Raw genomic sequence first — 16,231 nt, 5'->3', positions numbered from 1 at the left:
GGTAAAAGCGGGTACTACGTTAAGAAAAACAGAACGCCTATTGTAATCGATTGTGAGGAAGTTGGTGTTATTCTTTGTCAAATCTTGCTAGCGCCGCTTGAGCCATAACGCTTTGCAATACGGAGCAGGTCTTGGCGATCTCCGCCTCGGTTAACGTTGGGTGCACCAAAAACATCAAGCTTGTCTCACCCAACGCCTTAGCCGAAGCCAACCTCTGCTCAGGCCGCCACCCGGTGTTATCAAAGGCTTTTTCCAGATACACCTCGGAACAAGACCCCGAAAAACACGGCACCCCTGCCTCAACAAGCGCGTTCTGAATGCGGTCCCTGTCCCAACCGTCTTTCAGCTGATCAGGCTCCACAAACACATAGCATTTGTAGGCCCCGTGATCTAAATCCTCAGAAATGGCGGGAACGCGTAAACCAGGCAGCTCAGACGCTGCGCCCCAGATAGCTTTTGAATTTTTCTGGCGAGCCTCTTTCCATTCAGGCATGCGGGCCAACTGAATACGGCCAATCACCGCCTGCATCTCTGTCATCCGCCAGTTGGTGCCAAAACTTTCATGCAACCAACGAAAGCCGGGGGCGTGATCACGCTCGTACACCGCTTCCCAATTTTTGCCGTGATCTTTGAACGACCACATCTTCGACCACAACGCCTTATCGTTCGTCGTCACCATGCCACCTTCGCCCCCGGTGGTCATGATCTTATCCTGGCAGAACGACCAACACCCCACATGGCCAATGGACCCCACCGAACGGCCCTTATAGCGTGAACCGTGAGCCTGGGCGCAGTCCTCAATCACATACAGCCCGAACTCCTCGGCAAGCGCCATGAACCCATCCATATCACAGGGCCAACCGGCGAGATGCACACACACGATGGCGCGGGTACGCGGGGTAATCACCTTGCGCACCGATTCCGGCGTAATGTTCTGGGAATCCGGGCACACATCCGCAAACACCGGCACAGCGCCAGCCGTCACAATGCTAGACGCAGAAGCCAGGAAAGTCCGTGGCGTCACCACCACCTCATCACCCTCGCCGATATCCAGCGCCTTCAGCGCCAAATCCAGCGCCACCGTACCGTTAGCCAAGGCAATGGCGTATTCAGAATCCGCAAACGCCGCAAACTCCCGCTCAAACTCCCGGCACTCCTGGCCTGTCCAGTAGTTCACCTTATTGGAGAGAAGAACATCACGCACAGCATTGGCCTCTTCATCAGAAAAAGAAGGCCACGGGGAAAAAGGTCCGTTCAGCATGGTCACTCTGTATGTCGTTAAAGAAAAAGATGAAAAATTGTTCGCCACGAAATCCACGAAAGAACACGAAATAAAAGACAAAGAGATTTTGGTTTTTTCAGTCAGTAATCTTTGTTCGTGTTTTTTAGTGGATTTAGTGGCAAAAAAAGTCTTTAGCAGTCAGCCAGGCGCAGAACGTGGGTGGAGGTGTCGGATTCCGGCGACTGCCAGGTTCCGTCTGAACAGATGATGATGTTTTTCATGGTGCCTCCTGTTCCTTGGAGTTAATTGGAAGTCCTTTTTTCTAGCCTTTCAATGCCCCTTTCGCATCCTCTCAAGCGCCGCCTCTGCTAGAAACGCCGATCGGGATCTAGCCTCAGCCGGGTGCTCCTGCACATACCGGTCAATCTGCTTCAACACCAGGCTCGGTACCGTGATATTGATCTTCTCTGCCTTGCCAAGAAACGGCGTAATATCAACCTCAACAAAGCCCCAGATAGCCCCGTCAAAGTCAGGATCGCTCCTGTGCACTGCAATCGCCTGAGCGGCGGGGATCTCCTCGCCCATCTCCGCAAGCAGTTCCAGATGCCCCAGAATCGCCTCCCTGGCATTATCCAAAGCTTCATCTTCACTGTCGCCAGCAGAAAAACAGCCCGGAATATCCGGCACCGTCACACCAAACTGCTTGCCATCATCTGTGTGAAGCGCAACTGGAAAGCGCATAGCCAATACCTCCGCTTTTGGCATCCTATGCCGAAACATTTACTTCCACCCCGCCTGTTTCCAGACACTTCTCAGAGTACCCTTTGGAATTTCAGATTTCGGGTGCGGTAGCGTAACCAACCCTGGTTTATCGGGATGTTTAAAGTGGTGGTGACTGCCCGTCACACGGACAAGTTCCCATCCATCTTTCTCGAGCCTCTTTTTAACTTCAGAACTTCTCATGCAAATCCTTTTGCCTTAATGGTTACTATAACCACCTTTTCACTTTTATCAACACTATAACCACCGTCGCATCGCGTGGGTGGGCGTGTCGGATTCCGGCGATTGCCAGGTTCCGTCTGAACAAATGATGATGTTTTTCATAGTGCCTCCTATTCCCTGGAGTTAATTGAAATTCCTATTCGGCCACGGACACTCACAGACGCTCACGGACAAAGAAATGAATATTTTATTGTTTTTCGTCCGTGTGGGTCCGTGAGTGTCCGTGGCTAAAAGTCTTAACGGGGCTCAAGCACCCTAGCCGGATTACCCACCACCGTAACCTCCGCCGGCACATCTTTGGTAACCACGGCGCCCATACCAACCACAGCGCCCTCACCCACTTCAGTCAACTGCCGCACAGAAGCACATCCGCCAATCCAAGCCAGTTGGCCAACCTTCACACCACCGGCCAACACCGCATTCGGGCTCACATGGGCGAAATCACCCATCATACAATCGTGCTCCACCACCGCGCTGGTATTCACAATACAGCCATCACCAACCTCCGCACAGGCGTTGATTACGGCATTGGCGAACACCACAGAGCCAGCGCCAACCAAAGCATATTCACTCACCACCGCAGCAGGATGAACAACAGAAACCAGCCGGCCACCCGAAACCGCCAACTCAAGCTGCTTAACCTGGCGAATCCTATTATTACCAATGGCAACCACAACGCCATCAAAGCCCTTAACATCCTTCAGCAAGGCAGCGGTATCGCCCACAACAGCCCATGGCCCGTTTTGCGTCAGCTCCGGCCAAGCATCGTCAAAAAATACCACTTCATCCCAGCCGCTCAGCCCGGCAGAATCTGCAACTACCTTGCCGTGGCCACTGGCACCCAGAATGGCAAGACGCATCAATCCCTGCTCCCGGTGAACTTAGACATAGTCACCTCACCCTCCCCACTAATCCCATCCCGAACCAGCACCTTCCTCACCGTAAGGAACAGAATCTTCACATCCAGCCAAAGCGACTGATTGTCCACATACCACACATCCAGCCGGAACTTGTCTTCCCAGGAAATCGCATTTCGGCCATTCACCTGCGCCCAGCCAGTTACCCCCGGGCGCGCGTCATGGCGGCGATACTGTTCCTTCGAATACAGCGGCAGGTATTCCATCAGCAGCGGCCGTGGGCCTACCAGGCTCATATCGCCCTTGAGCACATTCCACAGCTCCGGCAACTCATCCAGACTGGTGGCGCGCAGAAAGCTACCGAACGGCGTCATCCGCTGGTCATCAGGCAGGGGGTTGCCGTGCTTGTCGGTGGCATCCAGCATGGTGCGGAACTTCACCATTTCGAACGGTTTACCGTTCAGGCCGGGGCGGGTTTGGCGGAAGAGTACGGGGGAGCCAAGTTTTCGGCTTATCTGCCAGGCAACAATGAGGATTACGGGGGAAAGTAGTAACAGGCCGAAGAAAGAAGCCAGTATGTCGAACAGTCTTTTTACCATTAGGAAGCAGCATCCATAGCTGTATCGTTCAAATCAGAAAATATCCTAGGTGTTTTTAGCAAGCTCTCGAATCAGTCACTCAAACCTGGCTCCGGAAAAATACGCTCAAGCCAATCTGCCAGCGCCCTATACAATGGTTTTTCTTTATCAATAAGCCCCGCATCAAGGGCGTTATACAAACCTTCACCTGGGCGTTCTTGCCAAGCCAGCCAGGTGGCTACTTCAGCCTTGGGGCGGTGCAAAGGTTTAAACTTTGGATCAAACGGCAGTTCGTCAAGAACGCGACTGGCGTGATCGAACCAGGGCTGTTCTTCAGCCAAGAGGCACTGCGCCAACCAGTGCTCCAACATGCCTTCATCGGCGTTGTTCGGCATCACCCAAAGCCCCAGATCGTTCAGGCCGTCATCGTGGTGAAATATCGAACCCTCTGGCGGGGTACGGTTAGGATTTGAACATCGGTAACCATAGTCCTCAACCTTGTTTGAAAACTGTTCAATAGTGCGTAAAAAACCTCCACCATGTGCATGATTATCCGCGTCCACAACCACTGCCAGCCGGCCATCCTCACGATCTACGAGATCTTCAAGCAACATTGGCAAGATGTTGAATGCTGCCTGTTTCGTATCCCGGCCGGCTCCGAATCTACGTGGCGGCGCCACCTCCACCCGGGCCTCCAATTCCAGCGACCGGCACAGTACCTCAAAGAAACCCCGGTCCGCCTCGCCCTCCACCAGCAACGTGTGGTCATTCATCGCCATCACCGCACCTCAATATCGGCTTCAGTAATCTGGTAGAGACGGTCTTCATCAAACACCGTGGCGATGGTTTTTCCAGAGTCACTCTTGCGGGCACTCTTACCCACCCGGAACAAGACACCTTCAATGTCCGGGCGGTCTAACGCAGCTCGGGCGAACGTTTGAATGCAGTCCCAACTGTGAGTCGTGGCAAATACCTGAATATCCAGCCGCTCCGCCAATTCAAACACCAAGTCCCACACTTGTTTCTGCACGCTGTAATGCAGGCCGTTTTCAAACTCATCAATCAAAAGCAGGCCGCCACGGGCGGGAAACATTTTCAGTACCAGCTGCAGCAAGCGCAGCATGCCGTCACCCATACTGTTTAACGACACCGGCTTATCAACACCCTGCAACCTCACCTTTGCCGTGCGCTGCACCTGCCTGTGGCGTAGCCGACTACTGGCGTAATCCCTGCGCCCATAGCGATCGTCTTTGCTAACAAACGCAAGGTCTTTGAAGTCTGGCGCGATAATTCTCAGCACATCCTTGAGGGTCTTTTCATGATCCGTCAGGGCGACCTGATCCCACTCCACGGCGAGTTCATCCATGTCTACAAAGCGCGTGGGAATATAACTACAGGGCAAAGTATCCGGTAGCTCAGGGATACGAATTCTGGACCCGATTGCGCCATTGGTCCGCTCAAAAGGTAGCTCAACCGTATGCCTAGCCTTGCGCAGCTGCAGCCCTTGGCTTACCACCGTATCGAACTCGTCGTCTGCAACCTGGATAGGAGGAACGGCACGGCGGCGGCGCCTCACAATGTCGCTGCCATCCGGGGCAACTGTTTGCTCCTCGTGCTCCAGGATGTAGACATGCCGGATCATCAGGGCCTGACTACTCCCCTGCTCACCAATCTCAATCGCGGTACCGTCCTCAGGGAAACCCCGCCCGGTAAACAGGTGCTCAAACGGCAGCTCCAGATCTTCCGCGTCTTCATCTGTTAAAAAGAAACGCTCGTCATGGTCTGCAGCGATCTGCTCCAACACTGAGCGGTGCCCGCTGGCGGCATACAGGCGCAATGCTTCAAGCACGGTAGACTTGCCGGAATTGTTTTTACCAACAATCAGATTGACCCGACCCAGCTTTTCGACCTGGAAGTCTTCCAACCCGCGATAGTTTTTGATCACCAGCGACTTAAGCATAAGAAACATCGAGCCCCATTAAAGATTACTCAGGCAAACACAATATCACGTAACCTGTTGGCAAAATAAGGCACTCAAAGGTAACAGGCCGTCAAACTGAGCTATCAGCCCCTGTTTTAACCCCCATCTCCGCCAACATAAACTCATTAACCCGATGCACATCATACTTCTGCTCCGCCACCTGTCGGGAGCGCTGGCCCATTCGACCCAACAGCTCCGGGTTCTCAATAAACCGAACCATCGCCCCAGCCAGCTCATCCACCGCCTTCACCGGCACCAGAAACCCGTTATCACCATCCGTAACTGTTTCCCGACAACCAGGGGCATCGGTGGTGATCACCGCCCGGCCCATGGCCATGGCTTCCAGCACGGTTCGGGGCGTACCTTCCCGATACGAGGGCAGCACGTACACATTGCAGTCCTCGATAGCAGGGCGTACATCGGCCAATTTGCCGAGAAACTCGACAATACCCGTGTTCACCCACTCATCCAGCTCCTGCTGGCTGATGGCCTCCGGGTTGTCGTCTATCCAGCCCACCAATCGGAATACCGCATCCGGGTATTCGACTTTGACCTTTCGGGCTGCCTGGGCGTATTCACGCACACCCTTGTCACCCAACAAGCGGGCAATCAGCAGAAACGAAGGCTTCTCCGGCAAGGGTGCCAGAGCGTAATCCGCCACATCCACACCAGAGCCATTCACTACGCATGAAGGAATGTCTGCCGGCAGCAACTTCAGCTGCCGGAATAGTGCTTCGTCATCCGGGTTCTGGAAGAACACCTTGCGGCTTTTGGAAAGCCCGAACCGGTACAGCCGCTGGATCAGCTTTCGCAGCAGGCCGCGTTTACCGGAAGCTTCACCGGTAAAGGCGTAACCCAGGCCGGTAACCAGCGCAAAACGGTTGGGCACACCGGCCAGCCAGGCCGCCAGCGAGCCGTATATAACCGGCTTGATGGTATACCCCAACACATAATCCACCCGAATACGCCGCATTAACCGCCAAAGCTCTGCCACCGTGGCCAGATCAGCCACCGGATTAGTGCCGGTGCGCTTCAGGCCGATTTCATGCAGGGTAATGCCCAGTGCTTCCAGCTCGGTGCGGATATCCGGCACATCGGCCAAACCCGGCGCAGCCACGTGCACATCCAGCCCCTTCGCCACCAAGGCACGCAGCAACGGCCCGCGAAACTTGATCAGCGAATCAGGGAAGCTGGCAATCAGCAAAAACGTTTTCAAAGCCGCAAATCCGCCTCACCCAAAGGCAACACACCCTTCAGGTCAAACAACACACCATCTGCCTTCAGGTAACCCCGCAGATCACCGGCACTCATGGCCGCGTATTCTTTGTGGGGCACCGCCACAATCACTCCGCTGTAATTGCCCTGCTCCGGCTTATCCGTCAGGCTGATGCCGTATTCATGTTCTGCCTCGGCGCTGTCTGCCCAGCAGTCGGTTACGTCCACCTGGCAGCCGAAGTCTTGCAGTTCTTTCACCACATCAATCACCCGTGTATTGCGCAAGTCCGGGCAGTTTTCCTTGAAGGTGAAGCCCATTACCAACACCCGGGCATTGGCGATGGTGTGGCCGGCTTTGATCATGGCTTTTACCAGTTCAGCCGCCACGTAGGGCCCCATGCCATCGTTGGTACGGCGGCCAGCCAGGATGATTTCCGGGTGGTAGCCAATGGCCTGGGCTTTGTGGGTGAGGTAGTACGGGTCTACCCCAATGCAGTGGCCGCCCACCAGGCCGGGTTTGAACGGCAGGAAGTTCCACTTGGTACCGGCGGCAGCTATTACTTCGTGAGTATCAATACCCAACCGGGCGAAGATCATGGCCAGCTCGTTCATCAACGCGATGTTCAAATCCCGCTGAGTGTTCTCAATCACCTTCGCAGCTTCCGCCACCTTGATAGAACTGGCCTTGTGGGTGCCGGCGGTGATGATATCCGCGTACAGGGCATCTACTTCCTCGGCAATGGCCGGGGTAGAGCCGGAGGTAACCTTCATGATGGTAGTTACCCGGTGCTCCTTATCCCCCGGGTTAATCCGCTCCGGGCTGTAACCCGCGTAGAAGTCCTCGTTGAACTTAAGGCCAGACACACGCTCCAGCACCGGCACACACACCTCTTCCGTGGCACTCGGGTACACGGTGGATTCGTAAATCACAATATCGCCGGACTTAAGCACCTTGCCCACACTCTCACTGGCCTTCACCAGCGGCGTCAGGTCTGGCGTTTTGAAGTCATCAATGGGCGTGGGCACGGTAACGATGAACACCGTGCAGTCTGCGATGTCGTCCAGGGAATCGGTAAACGACAGCTGAGAAGCCGCAGCCAGCTCCTCGGCAGACACTTCCCGGGTGAAATCCTCACCTTGCTTCAGCTCAGCAATACGCTTGGCGTTGATATCAAAACCCACAACCGGGCGTTTTTCGCCGAAGGCAACGGCGAGTGGCAGGCCTACGTAGCCCAAACCAATAACAGCAATATTTTTCATAAGTTAATCCATAACAAATCCACCAAAACCAGCAGTCTACAAAGGAGTCTGACCCCATGGGTCAGACTCCCTACACAAACCAGCGCCATTCACCAAACAGGCGAAACCGCCTCAGTTCTCCAAATACCAAGGCATAGCCTTAGCAATCCCCTCCCGAATCCGAAACTCCGGCGCATACCCCAACTTACCCGCCGCCTTACCAATATCCGCCTGAGAATGCCGAACATCCCCCGGCCGGAAATCCCGGTATACCGGCTCTTTGTCATACACCACGCCATTCTCCGCCAGGGCGCTCTTCAGCGCCGCGAACAGATTATTCAGCGTGGTGCGGTCACCCACCGCCACGTTGTAAACCTCGTTCTTGGCAGAATCCTCCGCCGTGGCCGCCAGCAGGTTGGCCTGCACCGCATTCTCGATAAAACAGAAATCCCGGCTGGTTTCACCATCGCCGTTGATGAACACATCCTCGCCGCGCACCATGGCGGCGGTCCATTTCGGAATCACCGCCGCATAGGCACCATCCGGATCCTGGCGCTTGCCGAACACATTGAAATAACGCAAACCAATGGCCTTGAAGCCGTAACTGCGGGCGAACACCTCCGCATACAGCTCATTCACATACTTGGTGACCGCATAAGGCGACAACGGCTTGCCAATGTTCTCCTCCACCTTAGGCAACGCCGGGTGGTCACCATAGGTAGAGCTGGACGCCGCATAAGTGAAACTCTTCACCCCCGCATCCCGCGCCGCCACCAGCATGTTCAGAAAACCGGTAATGTTGGCCGCGTTGGTGGTGATGGGGTCATTCAAAGACCGGGGCACCGAACCCAGCGCAGCCTGGTGCAGCACGTAGTCAACGCCCTCGCAGGCCTGCTGACAGTGTTCAAGATTGCGGATATCACCTTCGATGAAGGTGAAGCGAGACCACTGCTCAGGCGTTACCAGCGACTGAACTTCATCCAGATTGCTTTGGTGGCCGGTGGCGAAGTTGTCCAGGCCTATTACGTGTTGGTTTAGTTTTAAGAGGTGTTCTAGGAGGTTGGAGCCTATGAAGCCGGCGGAGCCGGTGATTAGCCAGCAACAGGAATTGCCCCCCGAGAGAACACACTTTCTTTTATCCATGGGTACTACCCTAGTCCTTTAACTTCGACAAATTTTAATTCACACCTAACCCCCACTTCTAATGCGACTGCCATTGGGATCCTGTAAGCTTTGGGATAGATAACCGATACCAACTAAAATGACCCAAATAGGAAGTCGGCGAAGTATATCCCCGCCTATGACGTACATCAGAATAGCGGCCAAAGCACCAATAAGAAAAAAATTCCCCCTTACTAAAAAAAGCAACCTACTAAAAAAGTAGACCAGAACAAGAACACCGAGAAATCCGCCCTGAAGAAACACAGTAAGAATACTGTTATGGGCGTCTGAAAACCCTCCACTATATGGAGTATGAGAGCCTGGACCAAAACCCACTAAAAAACTCCGAAGCCCATGATTAAAACCATTTAAATACAAACTTTCACGGGCACTGCTACCGTCATTCTCCGTAAAAAACTGAACACCAAAAGAAAGAATTTCACTGTGGTACATTGACACAAAAGCCATACCAAAAATCGCAACACCACCAAGAGCCATGAGATTAAAGTATAACTTCCCAACGCCCTTAGAACGATAAAAAATTAGAAAAAAAACAGCCACACATCCACCAACTACTACACCCATAAGAGCTTTGGTGGAACCGCTCTCCAATGCCATCCTCGCAAACAGGAGCCCCATGAGAAAAGCCAAAACTCTCATAAATAAAGAACTATAAAACCTCACAACAGAAAGCATCACAAATGCCATAGAACACGTAATGCTAGCAGCCTGATGGACATTATTTACTAAAGGAGAATAGAAATGATGATACCTAAGACTGAAGCCTAAAATTGAAGAATAGAATAGACTCAAAAAATAAAGAACCGAGAAAAGAACGCCCCATAAAAAAAACAAATCTCGAAAAAATTTTTCCGAAACGCCTTGAGGGAAAAGTTTTCTATCGGCGAGTAATACCACAGACATCAAAATAAAGAAATAAGAAGCAAAGTCGAACAACCCCGTACCAGGCCTACCGCTCTGCAAGCCAAAGAAAAATGCATTGACTAGAAGACCTAAAATTGACAAGACAAGAAAGGATACCCAAAACCAAAGAAAAGGCTGCAGTCGGACATCCAAGTTTAGCCGCCCGCGGCCAACATACAAGAAGCAAACCAAAGAAATTAGTATAAAAATCTCACCAAAACCTAAAATTCCGAACCTTAATGACGTGAATGGAATAAACAGCATCGCGAGAAAAAGAAGGGCCCTGACAGATCGATAACTAATGATCAAAATTAAGCTCCAGTTTCGGCACCTACAATAGCCCTGAGCCGGCCCCGCAAACGGCACACACTCTCCTCATATCCGAATTTATTTACAGTATCCTTATATCTATCCTCGACATAACCATTACTAAACTTTTCTTCCATGACCTTCCCCAACCAATCAATCATTTCCGAAAAATGGCTCGGATCCGAAATCTCATAACAAAATCCTGCGCCTACATCATTAATAACCCCCTTAATCTCGCTGCCGGAAAGGTCGCCGCTAACGACACCCAAAACTGGCTTCCGCAGCATAAAAAACTCAAAAACCTTTCCTGTCAATATGCCCTGATCTTCGCGAGTGTTCCAAGTTGCTAATAGACACAAATCCGATGATTTCTGAAGCGCTACTGCCTCCCAACGGCTGACTACACCGTGATCTACAACTGAGGGCCCCAATTCCCACTTACTGGCCTGATCCAAGAACAACGCCCCTTCATAGCCTGCATAATGAAGCTCAATGCGCTCTCGCGGCCATCCTCTTTTTTCAAGTATAGATTTTATTGCAGCAAAAACTGGTGAAACTTCTCTTTTTCCACCATATAAAGACCCAGTATAAACTATCTTAAAGACCTTACTTCCTTGCGACGAGTAATCTTCAAAAAAACTTCGATCTTCAGGGTCGAATCCATTATTTAAAACAAGGTCGCTTCGCACTCCCCCTATCACCATTTTCTTACCACTTACCATGCCCTTTACACCTTCTGAGGCGAACACCCTTAGCGACGCCATATCTAGAAACTTCTTCTGTATCATTCCTTTGATATCTATTCGGCTACTCTTTCCATATGTGATAGGATCCCTAAAGTCGACGACAACTGAATCTGAAACTCTCATACGCTTTAACATTAAGCCACACAGAGGCGAAGCAATACTTGGGTAGCTCGTAAAAATGACATCAAACTTTTCGTGGGCCATATTGCGAGCCACATAGCGCCGTACCTGAACCACCCAATCAAGAGCTTTCACCAATGTGTAGCCAAACTGAGCCGTGCGCTTGACCCAGGAAGTGAAGCCGCGGCTAGATTTCTCTGACGCGACCGCACCTACAGCAGACTGACTACCTATCGCGGCAACCCTGGCTTTCTGCAGAAATCGGCGAAAAAGTAAACTTTGATCAATTGACTTCCAGTGCATCGTCTCCAATGCCGAAAACCATAAGCTCTCATCACGAGCTGCCCAAGGCGCAGGAGCTAACGATAGAACAGTCACATCGTCCCCAGCCCTCTCAAGGTATTTTACAAATTTTGTAATACGTACAGAACCTATCGCTTGCTCGGGATAGAAAGCTGTTACTACAAATAAAATCTTCACTTATCACTTGCCTTTTCAATCAGTCGAGAAAGAACGGCTTCAGGAGCATTCAACTGGCCCTCATGCCACTCTCCTTTTCGGTCGTAATAGCCACCAGCTTCCATCAATGCGGTATGCGAGAAACCGTAACTGACTTCCAGTATAACTGGCCGAGAAGTTACAGGATCCAAAATCATATCGAAACCACTACAGTCAGATCCAAGAGCATCATATGCATCAAATCCAGCCTTTACTAAGGCTGGAGACATTAGGTCTCGGTCGTAAAAAAGATCGCCGCCGCCCGAAGCACGGAAGTCGCCTTTTCGGACTCCCCTACCTATGAAGCTCAATTTATCACCAATTACAACGACCTTAAGATCGTAATTAACATCTTTGATGAACTCTTGAAGGTAAACATAACCTCTCTCGCGCCCTCTTCCAGCCGCAAGCCTGCGAGAAAAGAAAAACTCAGGCGCTCTTTTCGCTCTAGCCAGGACATCCCTCAAAGAGCGTGAAGATGATGCATTAGATTTTATTTTGAATAGTGCACTTGGCTTGCTATTGAAGCCGCGCCCAAACATACGTTTAGCATAACGCATAAGCTGGCGCTTATTCCTCAAAAGCACTACATTACTGGCGCCGGATCCGGCTTTAAGTTTCGCAACAATTGGGAACGTACCCACTGCATTTAACCAATCCTCAACTGCTGAAAAACTGTGGAGCACGTAGTTCTTAGGAGTTGGCAAACCCAACCCTTCTAAAAAATATGCTTGGATTATTTTATCGTCAAAATGTCGACTGTCTGGATAATCAGGAAAAACTGTGCAACCCGAATCTTTAAGAGCTGCTAAAATCCCAGGGGCAAAAGTCATTTCATCATTTGAGTAATGGCTGTAATGCCAAATCACTATATTATGCTTTCTAAGCTCCTGAAATGCTCCGTTCTTTCGCCAATCAACCAGCTCGTGCCTTATATTTTTCTGATCACAGATCTTAAGCCATTCATTACTCCAGGACCCACTATGATGACCATGAAAATCTGACTTTACGATTGCGACTGAAAGCTCCTTCACTCGCCCACCTCTAACTCTGAAATCTTATTCTGAAATTTCGTCTTGTATTTTTTTGCATTATTTCGAGCCCCCAGAATCATCCCAACTGAATTCATATTAAGCCGCCTCACATACCACATAAAGTCTCTCATACCGCGGCGACTCTCGATATAATCTTTTATTTTTCTGGCACGGTCACAGTCATAGCTTTCAGTACAGGCGCTGTGTAGTGCATCTGAGTACTGACTTATATCAAAATCAGCCACCTGATCATCAACAAGGATTTTATGGTTATCCAGATATATTGGTGTAACCCCCCAGTCACTAACCCTGCCATTCTTCACTTCGATGGAGGCTATAATCCCAGTCTTGTTAGACTCACTCAACTTTATCAGTGGCTTTGAATGATCTCTCGGCGTGTAAACATCATCAAATATAAAGTTACCAACACTATAGAAAATTGGCGTATTGCGAAAAACTTCCACCCCTTGAACAACATGAGGGTGATGCCCATAATAAACATAGTCGAAACGCTTTGCTAAGCCTCGAGCAAATGCCACATCGTCTGAGCTAGGTGTATGGACATGCTCCTGACCGGAGTGAACAGCAAGGATAGGTAAATAACCGGAGCTAGTGTTTTCTTCTAACGCTCCCAATACATTATCAACTTCTAGCAGATTCAAAGCCTGTCCTGATTCCAGCCAGACTCTCGACGGATTGGTATTGTAAGAGCAGTATCCCAAGAGCGCTATCTTTTCTCCATCACGCTCAATCTTTACTTGACGCCCTTCTGTTCCAAACCACTCTATGCCAGCTTCATCTAGCAGATTGGTCGTTCGTTTGTAGGCTTTAACACCAAAATCACCAATGTGGTTATTTGCCAGAGTTACATGTGTAACACCTAAAGCCTTTAGCAGTTCAATATTCTCGGGATGAGATTTCACATGAGCGGATTTCCAACCAACAGCTTTCTCATCATCTGCAAATGGAGTCTCGAGATTACCGATAACCACATCATAAACTGCAAGATGCTCTCTCACAGCCTCAAAATGCTGGTCAACATTCGGGTTTTCTGTTTTACAGTAGCGTCCAAAGGGAGCGATATCGCCTAACATTGCAATTTTCATCCTAGTGAACCTCTGATGGCTTATTGGCACTTAGCTGGCAAATCTCTTCTACAACTACTTGTGCCGAACGACCTGTCCCAAAAATCGATTGCCATGCAGCCTCGGGAACCTCACAGCCGACTTGATTTTCAATTGCCTGTGCATCCGCCCCAACCAACCGATTCCATCCAGCCTCAACCAACTCCACCCACTCCGTCTCATCCCGCATAGTCACACAAGGCTTCCCAAAGAAATAAGCCTCCTTCTGCACCCCACCAGAATCCGTCGCCACCAACCGGCAATTCGCTTCCAGCCAAACCATTTCCAGATACCCAACAGGGTCGATCACCCACACATTCTCAGGAATGGCGATGCCATAATCCGCAATCTTGGCCCGAGTTCTCGGATGGAGGGGAAGAATAATTGTCTCACCACTGTCGCCAAGCCCCTGAAAGATATTCTTCAGGCGCTGGGAATCATCCGTGTTTTCTGCCCGGTGAATGGTGCAGAGCACGAAGTCACCGCCTTCAATATTCAGCTCGGCGGGCAAATGAGGCTTCCGGGCTTTCTCTTTGTAGAACAGGGAGGCGTCATACATGACATCGCCCACCAGTTTGATCTTTTCCTGAGCAATGCCCTCGTTCAGAAGGTTCTGCCGGCCTGTTTCGGTGGGGGCAAACAGGATTTCTGCAATGTGGTCTGTCAATACACGGTTAATCTCTTCCGGCATTCTGCGGTTGAAACTACGCAGGCCAGCTTCTACGTGGGCAACGGGAATATGCAGCTTGGCCGCCGCAAGCGCACCTGCCAGGGTGCTGTCTGTATCGCCGTACACCAGCACCCACAGGGGCTGGACTTCCATCATCAGGCCTTCCAGCTTTTCGATCATGCGCCCGGTGTTCTGGCCGTGGGTGCCTCCGCCTATGCCGAGGTTGTAGTCTGGCTTGGGAATTTCCAGCTCATCGAAGAACACATCAGACATGTTGGCATCGTAATGCTGGCCGGTGTGTACGATAATTTCCTGCACATCCGGGCGGTGTTCTTTGAACGCTCGGGAAACAACGGCAGCCTTGATGAATTGGGGGCGGGCGCCGATTATGGTTAGTACTTTCATGCGAATTAAAGTCCTATTGCTATTCTTCTAGTCGAAAACGATTAGAGCTGTGTTCGCGAAGCTGAGCGAACTGATTCGACGACCTTTTCAAGTTGCCCTGGCTCCAGATACGGATGCATAGGCAAACTCAAAACCACCTCAGCCACAGCATCCCCAACCGGCAACTCAGCGGAGGTATCCGCAACAGCCGGCTGCTTGTTCAACGGAATGGGATAGTGCACCGCCGTAGGCACGCCTGCAGCCTTCAGCTTCTCCTGAACATCCCCACGGCTTTCAACCCGCACCGTGTATTGCGCCCAGGCTGAAACGTTGTGCTCTTCAATAAACGGCGTTGTGCTGATTCCAGCCTCATTCAACAGCTCCGTATACCTCTCAGCCACCTGATTCCGCAGTTCAATCTCCTCTGCAAGAATCTCCAGCTTCGGCAACAGAATGGCGGCTTGCAGGGTATCCAAGCGGCTGTTCACACCCACACGAATGTGGTGGTAACGCCTGTCCTGGCCGTGGCGAGCTATCTGACGCAGTATCGTTGCCAGTTCGTCATCGTTGGTGAAGATCGCACCGCCGTCACCGTAGCAACCCAGTGGTTTACTGGGGAAGAAGCTGGTGCAGCCAATCGTGCTCAGGTTGCAGGATTTCCGCCCTTTGTAGCTGGCACCGAAGCTTTGAGCGCCATCTTCAATCACCGGGATGCCGTGTTTCTCTGCAATGGCATTGATGGTGTCGAAATCTGCGCACTGGCCATAAAGAGAAACCGGGATAATCGCCTTGGTGCGCGGCGTGATCGCCCCTTCCAGTTTGGCGGGGTCCAGGTTGTAGGTTTTCGGGTCGATGTCTACGTACACCGGCTTTGCGCCCAACACGGCTGGGGTCTCAGCGGTGGCGATGTAGCTGAAGCCCGGCACGATCACTTCATCACCGTGCCCTACTCCAATTGCCATCTGGGCAATTTGCAGGGCATCGGTTCCGTTGGCTACGGTGATGCAGTGTTTGGCACCGCAGAATTCCGCCAGCTTCTGCTCCAGTTCTGCTACTTCCGGGCCCAGGATGTAGTTGCCGTGGGCCAGGACCTTCTGGATGTTGGCGTCGATTTTGTCTTTGATTCTGGCTTGCTGGGCTGCCAAGTCTACGAACTGCATGCTTTAA

Annotated in this window: 17 protein-coding genes; all 17 read right to left on the bottom strand. The window is 51.4% G+C overall.

Annotation, left to right across the window (positions count from 1 at the left end):
- Positions 1–67: 67 nt before the first annotated feature.
- The gene (locus JAO79_RS07420) at positions 68–1,261 is read right to left on the bottom strand and encodes a DegT/DnrJ/EryC1/StrS family aminotransferase (RefSeq protein WP_199006536.1); all 1,194 of its coding nucleotides are present in this window, start codon (positions 1,259–1,261) and stop codon (positions 68–70) included.
- Between the two features lie 152 nt (positions 1,262–1,413).
- The gene (locus JAO79_RS07415) at positions 1,414–1,503 is read right to left on the bottom strand and encodes a DUF2235 domain-containing protein (RefSeq protein ID WP_199006535.1); all 90 of its coding nucleotides are present in this window, start codon (positions 1,501–1,503) and stop codon (positions 1,414–1,416) included.
- A 49-nt stretch (positions 1,504–1,552) separates the two neighbouring features.
- Complete coding sequence (locus JAO79_RS07410; RefSeq protein WP_199006534.1) at positions 1,553–1,963, bottom strand: type II toxin-antitoxin system HicB family antitoxin; 411 nt, start codon at positions 1,961–1,963, stop codon at positions 1,553–1,555.
- Between the two features lie 39 nt (positions 1,964–2,002).
- Positions 2,003–2,185, bottom strand: a complete 183-nt coding sequence (locus tag JAO79_RS07405) for a type II toxin-antitoxin system HicA family toxin (protein WP_199006533.1) — start codon at positions 2,183–2,185, stop codon at positions 2,003–2,005.
- A 275-nt stretch (positions 2,186–2,460) separates the two neighbouring features.
- Entirely contained in the window at positions 2,461–3,084 is a 624-nt protein-coding gene (locus JAO79_RS07400) for an acetyltransferase (RefSeq protein WP_199006532.1), read from the bottom strand.
- Entirely contained in the window at positions 3,084–3,680 is a 597-nt protein-coding gene (locus tag JAO79_RS07395; RefSeq protein ID WP_199006531.1) for a sugar transferase, read from the bottom strand. Before JAO79_RS07395 ends, JAO79_RS07400 begins: the two co-directional genes overlap by 1 nt.
- Positions 3,681–3,751: 71 nt before the next feature.
- Complete coding sequence (locus JAO79_RS07390) at positions 3,752–4,438, bottom strand: DUF3226 domain-containing protein (RefSeq protein WP_199006530.1); 687 nt, start codon at positions 4,436–4,438, stop codon at positions 3,752–3,754.
- Positions 4,438–5,619: an AAA family ATPase gene (locus JAO79_RS07385; RefSeq protein WP_199006529.1), complete on the bottom strand. Its 1,182-nt coding sequence runs from the start codon at positions 5,617–5,619 to the stop codon at positions 4,438–4,440. The genes JAO79_RS07390 and JAO79_RS07385 overlap by 1 nt, the downstream gene beginning before the upstream one ends.
- A 91-nt stretch (positions 5,620–5,710) precedes the next feature.
- Entirely contained in the window at positions 5,711–6,856 is a 1,146-nt protein-coding gene (locus JAO79_RS07380) for a glycosyltransferase family 4 protein (protein ID WP_199006528.1), read from the bottom strand.
- Positions 6,853–8,115, bottom strand: coding sequence for a Vi polysaccharide biosynthesis UDP-N-acetylglucosamine C-6 dehydrogenase TviB (gene tviB, locus JAO79_RS07375; protein WP_199006527.1), 1,263 nt, complete (start codon positions 8,113–8,115; stop codon positions 6,853–6,855). The genes JAO79_RS07380 and tviB overlap by 4 nt, the downstream gene beginning before the upstream one ends.
- Before the next feature lie 111 nt (positions 8,116–8,226).
- Complete coding sequence (locus JAO79_RS07370) at positions 8,227–9,237, bottom strand: SDR family oxidoreductase (protein WP_199006526.1); 1,011 nt, start codon at positions 9,235–9,237, stop codon at positions 8,227–8,229.
- Between the two features lie 45 nt (positions 9,238–9,282).
- Positions 9,283–10,488, bottom strand: a complete 1,206-nt coding sequence (locus JAO79_RS07365) for a hypothetical protein (RefSeq protein ID WP_199006525.1) — start codon at positions 10,486–10,488, stop codon at positions 9,283–9,285.
- Positions 10,489–10,490: 2 nt separating this feature from the next.
- Complete coding sequence (locus JAO79_RS07360; RefSeq protein WP_199006524.1) at positions 10,491–11,834, bottom strand: hypothetical protein; 1,344 nt, start codon at positions 11,832–11,834, stop codon at positions 10,491–10,493.
- Entirely contained in the window at positions 11,831–12,886 is a 1,056-nt protein-coding gene (locus JAO79_RS07355) for an ATP-grasp domain-containing protein (RefSeq protein WP_199006523.1), read from the bottom strand. The genes JAO79_RS07360 and JAO79_RS07355 overlap by 4 nt, the downstream gene beginning before the upstream one ends.
- Positions 12,883–13,992 (bottom strand): CapA family protein, encoded by a 1,110-nt coding sequence (locus tag JAO79_RS07350; protein WP_199006522.1) that lies wholly within the window; start codon positions 13,990–13,992, stop codon positions 12,883–12,885. Before JAO79_RS07350 ends, JAO79_RS07355 begins: the two co-directional genes overlap by 4 nt.
- 1 nt (position 13,993) lies before the next feature.
- Positions 13,994–15,085, bottom strand: coding sequence for a non-hydrolyzing UDP-N-acetylglucosamine 2-epimerase (wecB, locus tag JAO79_RS07345; protein WP_199006521.1), 1,092 nt, complete (start codon positions 15,083–15,085; stop codon positions 13,994–13,996).
- A gap of 41 nt (positions 15,086–15,126) precedes the next feature.
- Positions 15,127–16,224 (bottom strand): DegT/DnrJ/EryC1/StrS family aminotransferase, encoded by a 1,098-nt coding sequence (locus tag JAO79_RS07340; RefSeq protein WP_199006520.1) that lies wholly within the window; start codon positions 16,222–16,224, stop codon positions 15,127–15,129.
- Positions 16,225–16,231: the final 7 nt, after the last annotated feature.

The organism is Marinobacter litoralis (assembly GCF_016427555.1).
Classification (GTDB): domain Bacteria; phylum Pseudomonadota; class Gammaproteobacteria; order Pseudomonadales; family Oleiphilaceae; genus Marinobacter; species Marinobacter litoralis_A.
This window is presented reverse-complemented; position numbering and strand designations above follow the sequence as displayed.

Coding starts and splice junctions, on each gene's coding strand:
- JAO79_RS07420 (WP_199006536.1), bottom strand. CDS start 1,261: ATGCTGAACGGACCTTTTTCCCCGTGGCCTTCTTTTTCTGATGAAGAG.
- JAO79_RS07415 (WP_199006535.1), bottom strand. CDS start 1,503: ATGAAAAACATCATCATCTGTTCAGACGGAACCTGGCAGTCGCCGGAA.
- JAO79_RS07410 (WP_199006534.1), bottom strand. CDS start 1,963: ATGCGCTTTCCAGTTGCGCTTCACACAGATGATGGCAAGCAGTTTGGT.
- JAO79_RS07405 (WP_199006533.1), bottom strand. CDS start 2,185: ATGAGAAGTTCTGAAGTTAAAAAGAGGCTCGAGAAAGATGGATGGGAA.
- JAO79_RS07400 (WP_199006532.1), bottom strand. CDS start 3,084: ATGCGTCTTGCCATTCTGGGTGCCAGTGGCCACGGCAAGGTAGTTGCA.
- JAO79_RS07395 (WP_199006531.1), bottom strand. CDS start 3,680: ATGGTAAAAAGACTGTTCGACATACTGGCTTCTTTCTTCGGCCTGTTA.
- JAO79_RS07390 (WP_199006530.1), bottom strand. CDS start 4,438: ATGGCGATGAATGACCACACGTTGCTGGTGGAGGGCGAGGCGGACCGG.
- JAO79_RS07385 (WP_199006529.1), bottom strand. CDS start 5,619: ATGCTTAAGTCGCTGGTGATCAAAAACTATCGCGGGTTGGAAGACTTC.
- tviB (WP_199006527.1), bottom strand. CDS start 8,115: ATGAAAAATATTGCTGTTATTGGTTTGGGCTACGTAGGCCTGCCACTC.
- JAO79_RS07370 (WP_199006526.1), bottom strand. CDS start 9,237: ATGGATAAAAGAAAGTGTGTTCTCTCGGGGGGCAATTCCTGTTGCTGG.
- JAO79_RS07350 (WP_199006522.1), bottom strand. CDS start 13,992: ATGAAAATTGCAATGTTAGGCGATATCGCTCCCTTTGGACGCTACTGT.
- wecB (WP_199006521.1), bottom strand. CDS start 15,085: ATGAAAGTACTAACCATAATCGGCGCCCGCCCCCAATTCATCAAGGCT.
- JAO79_RS07340 (WP_199006520.1), bottom strand. CDS start 16,224: ATGCAGTTCGTAGACTTGGCAGCCCAGCAAGCCAGAATCAAAGACAAA.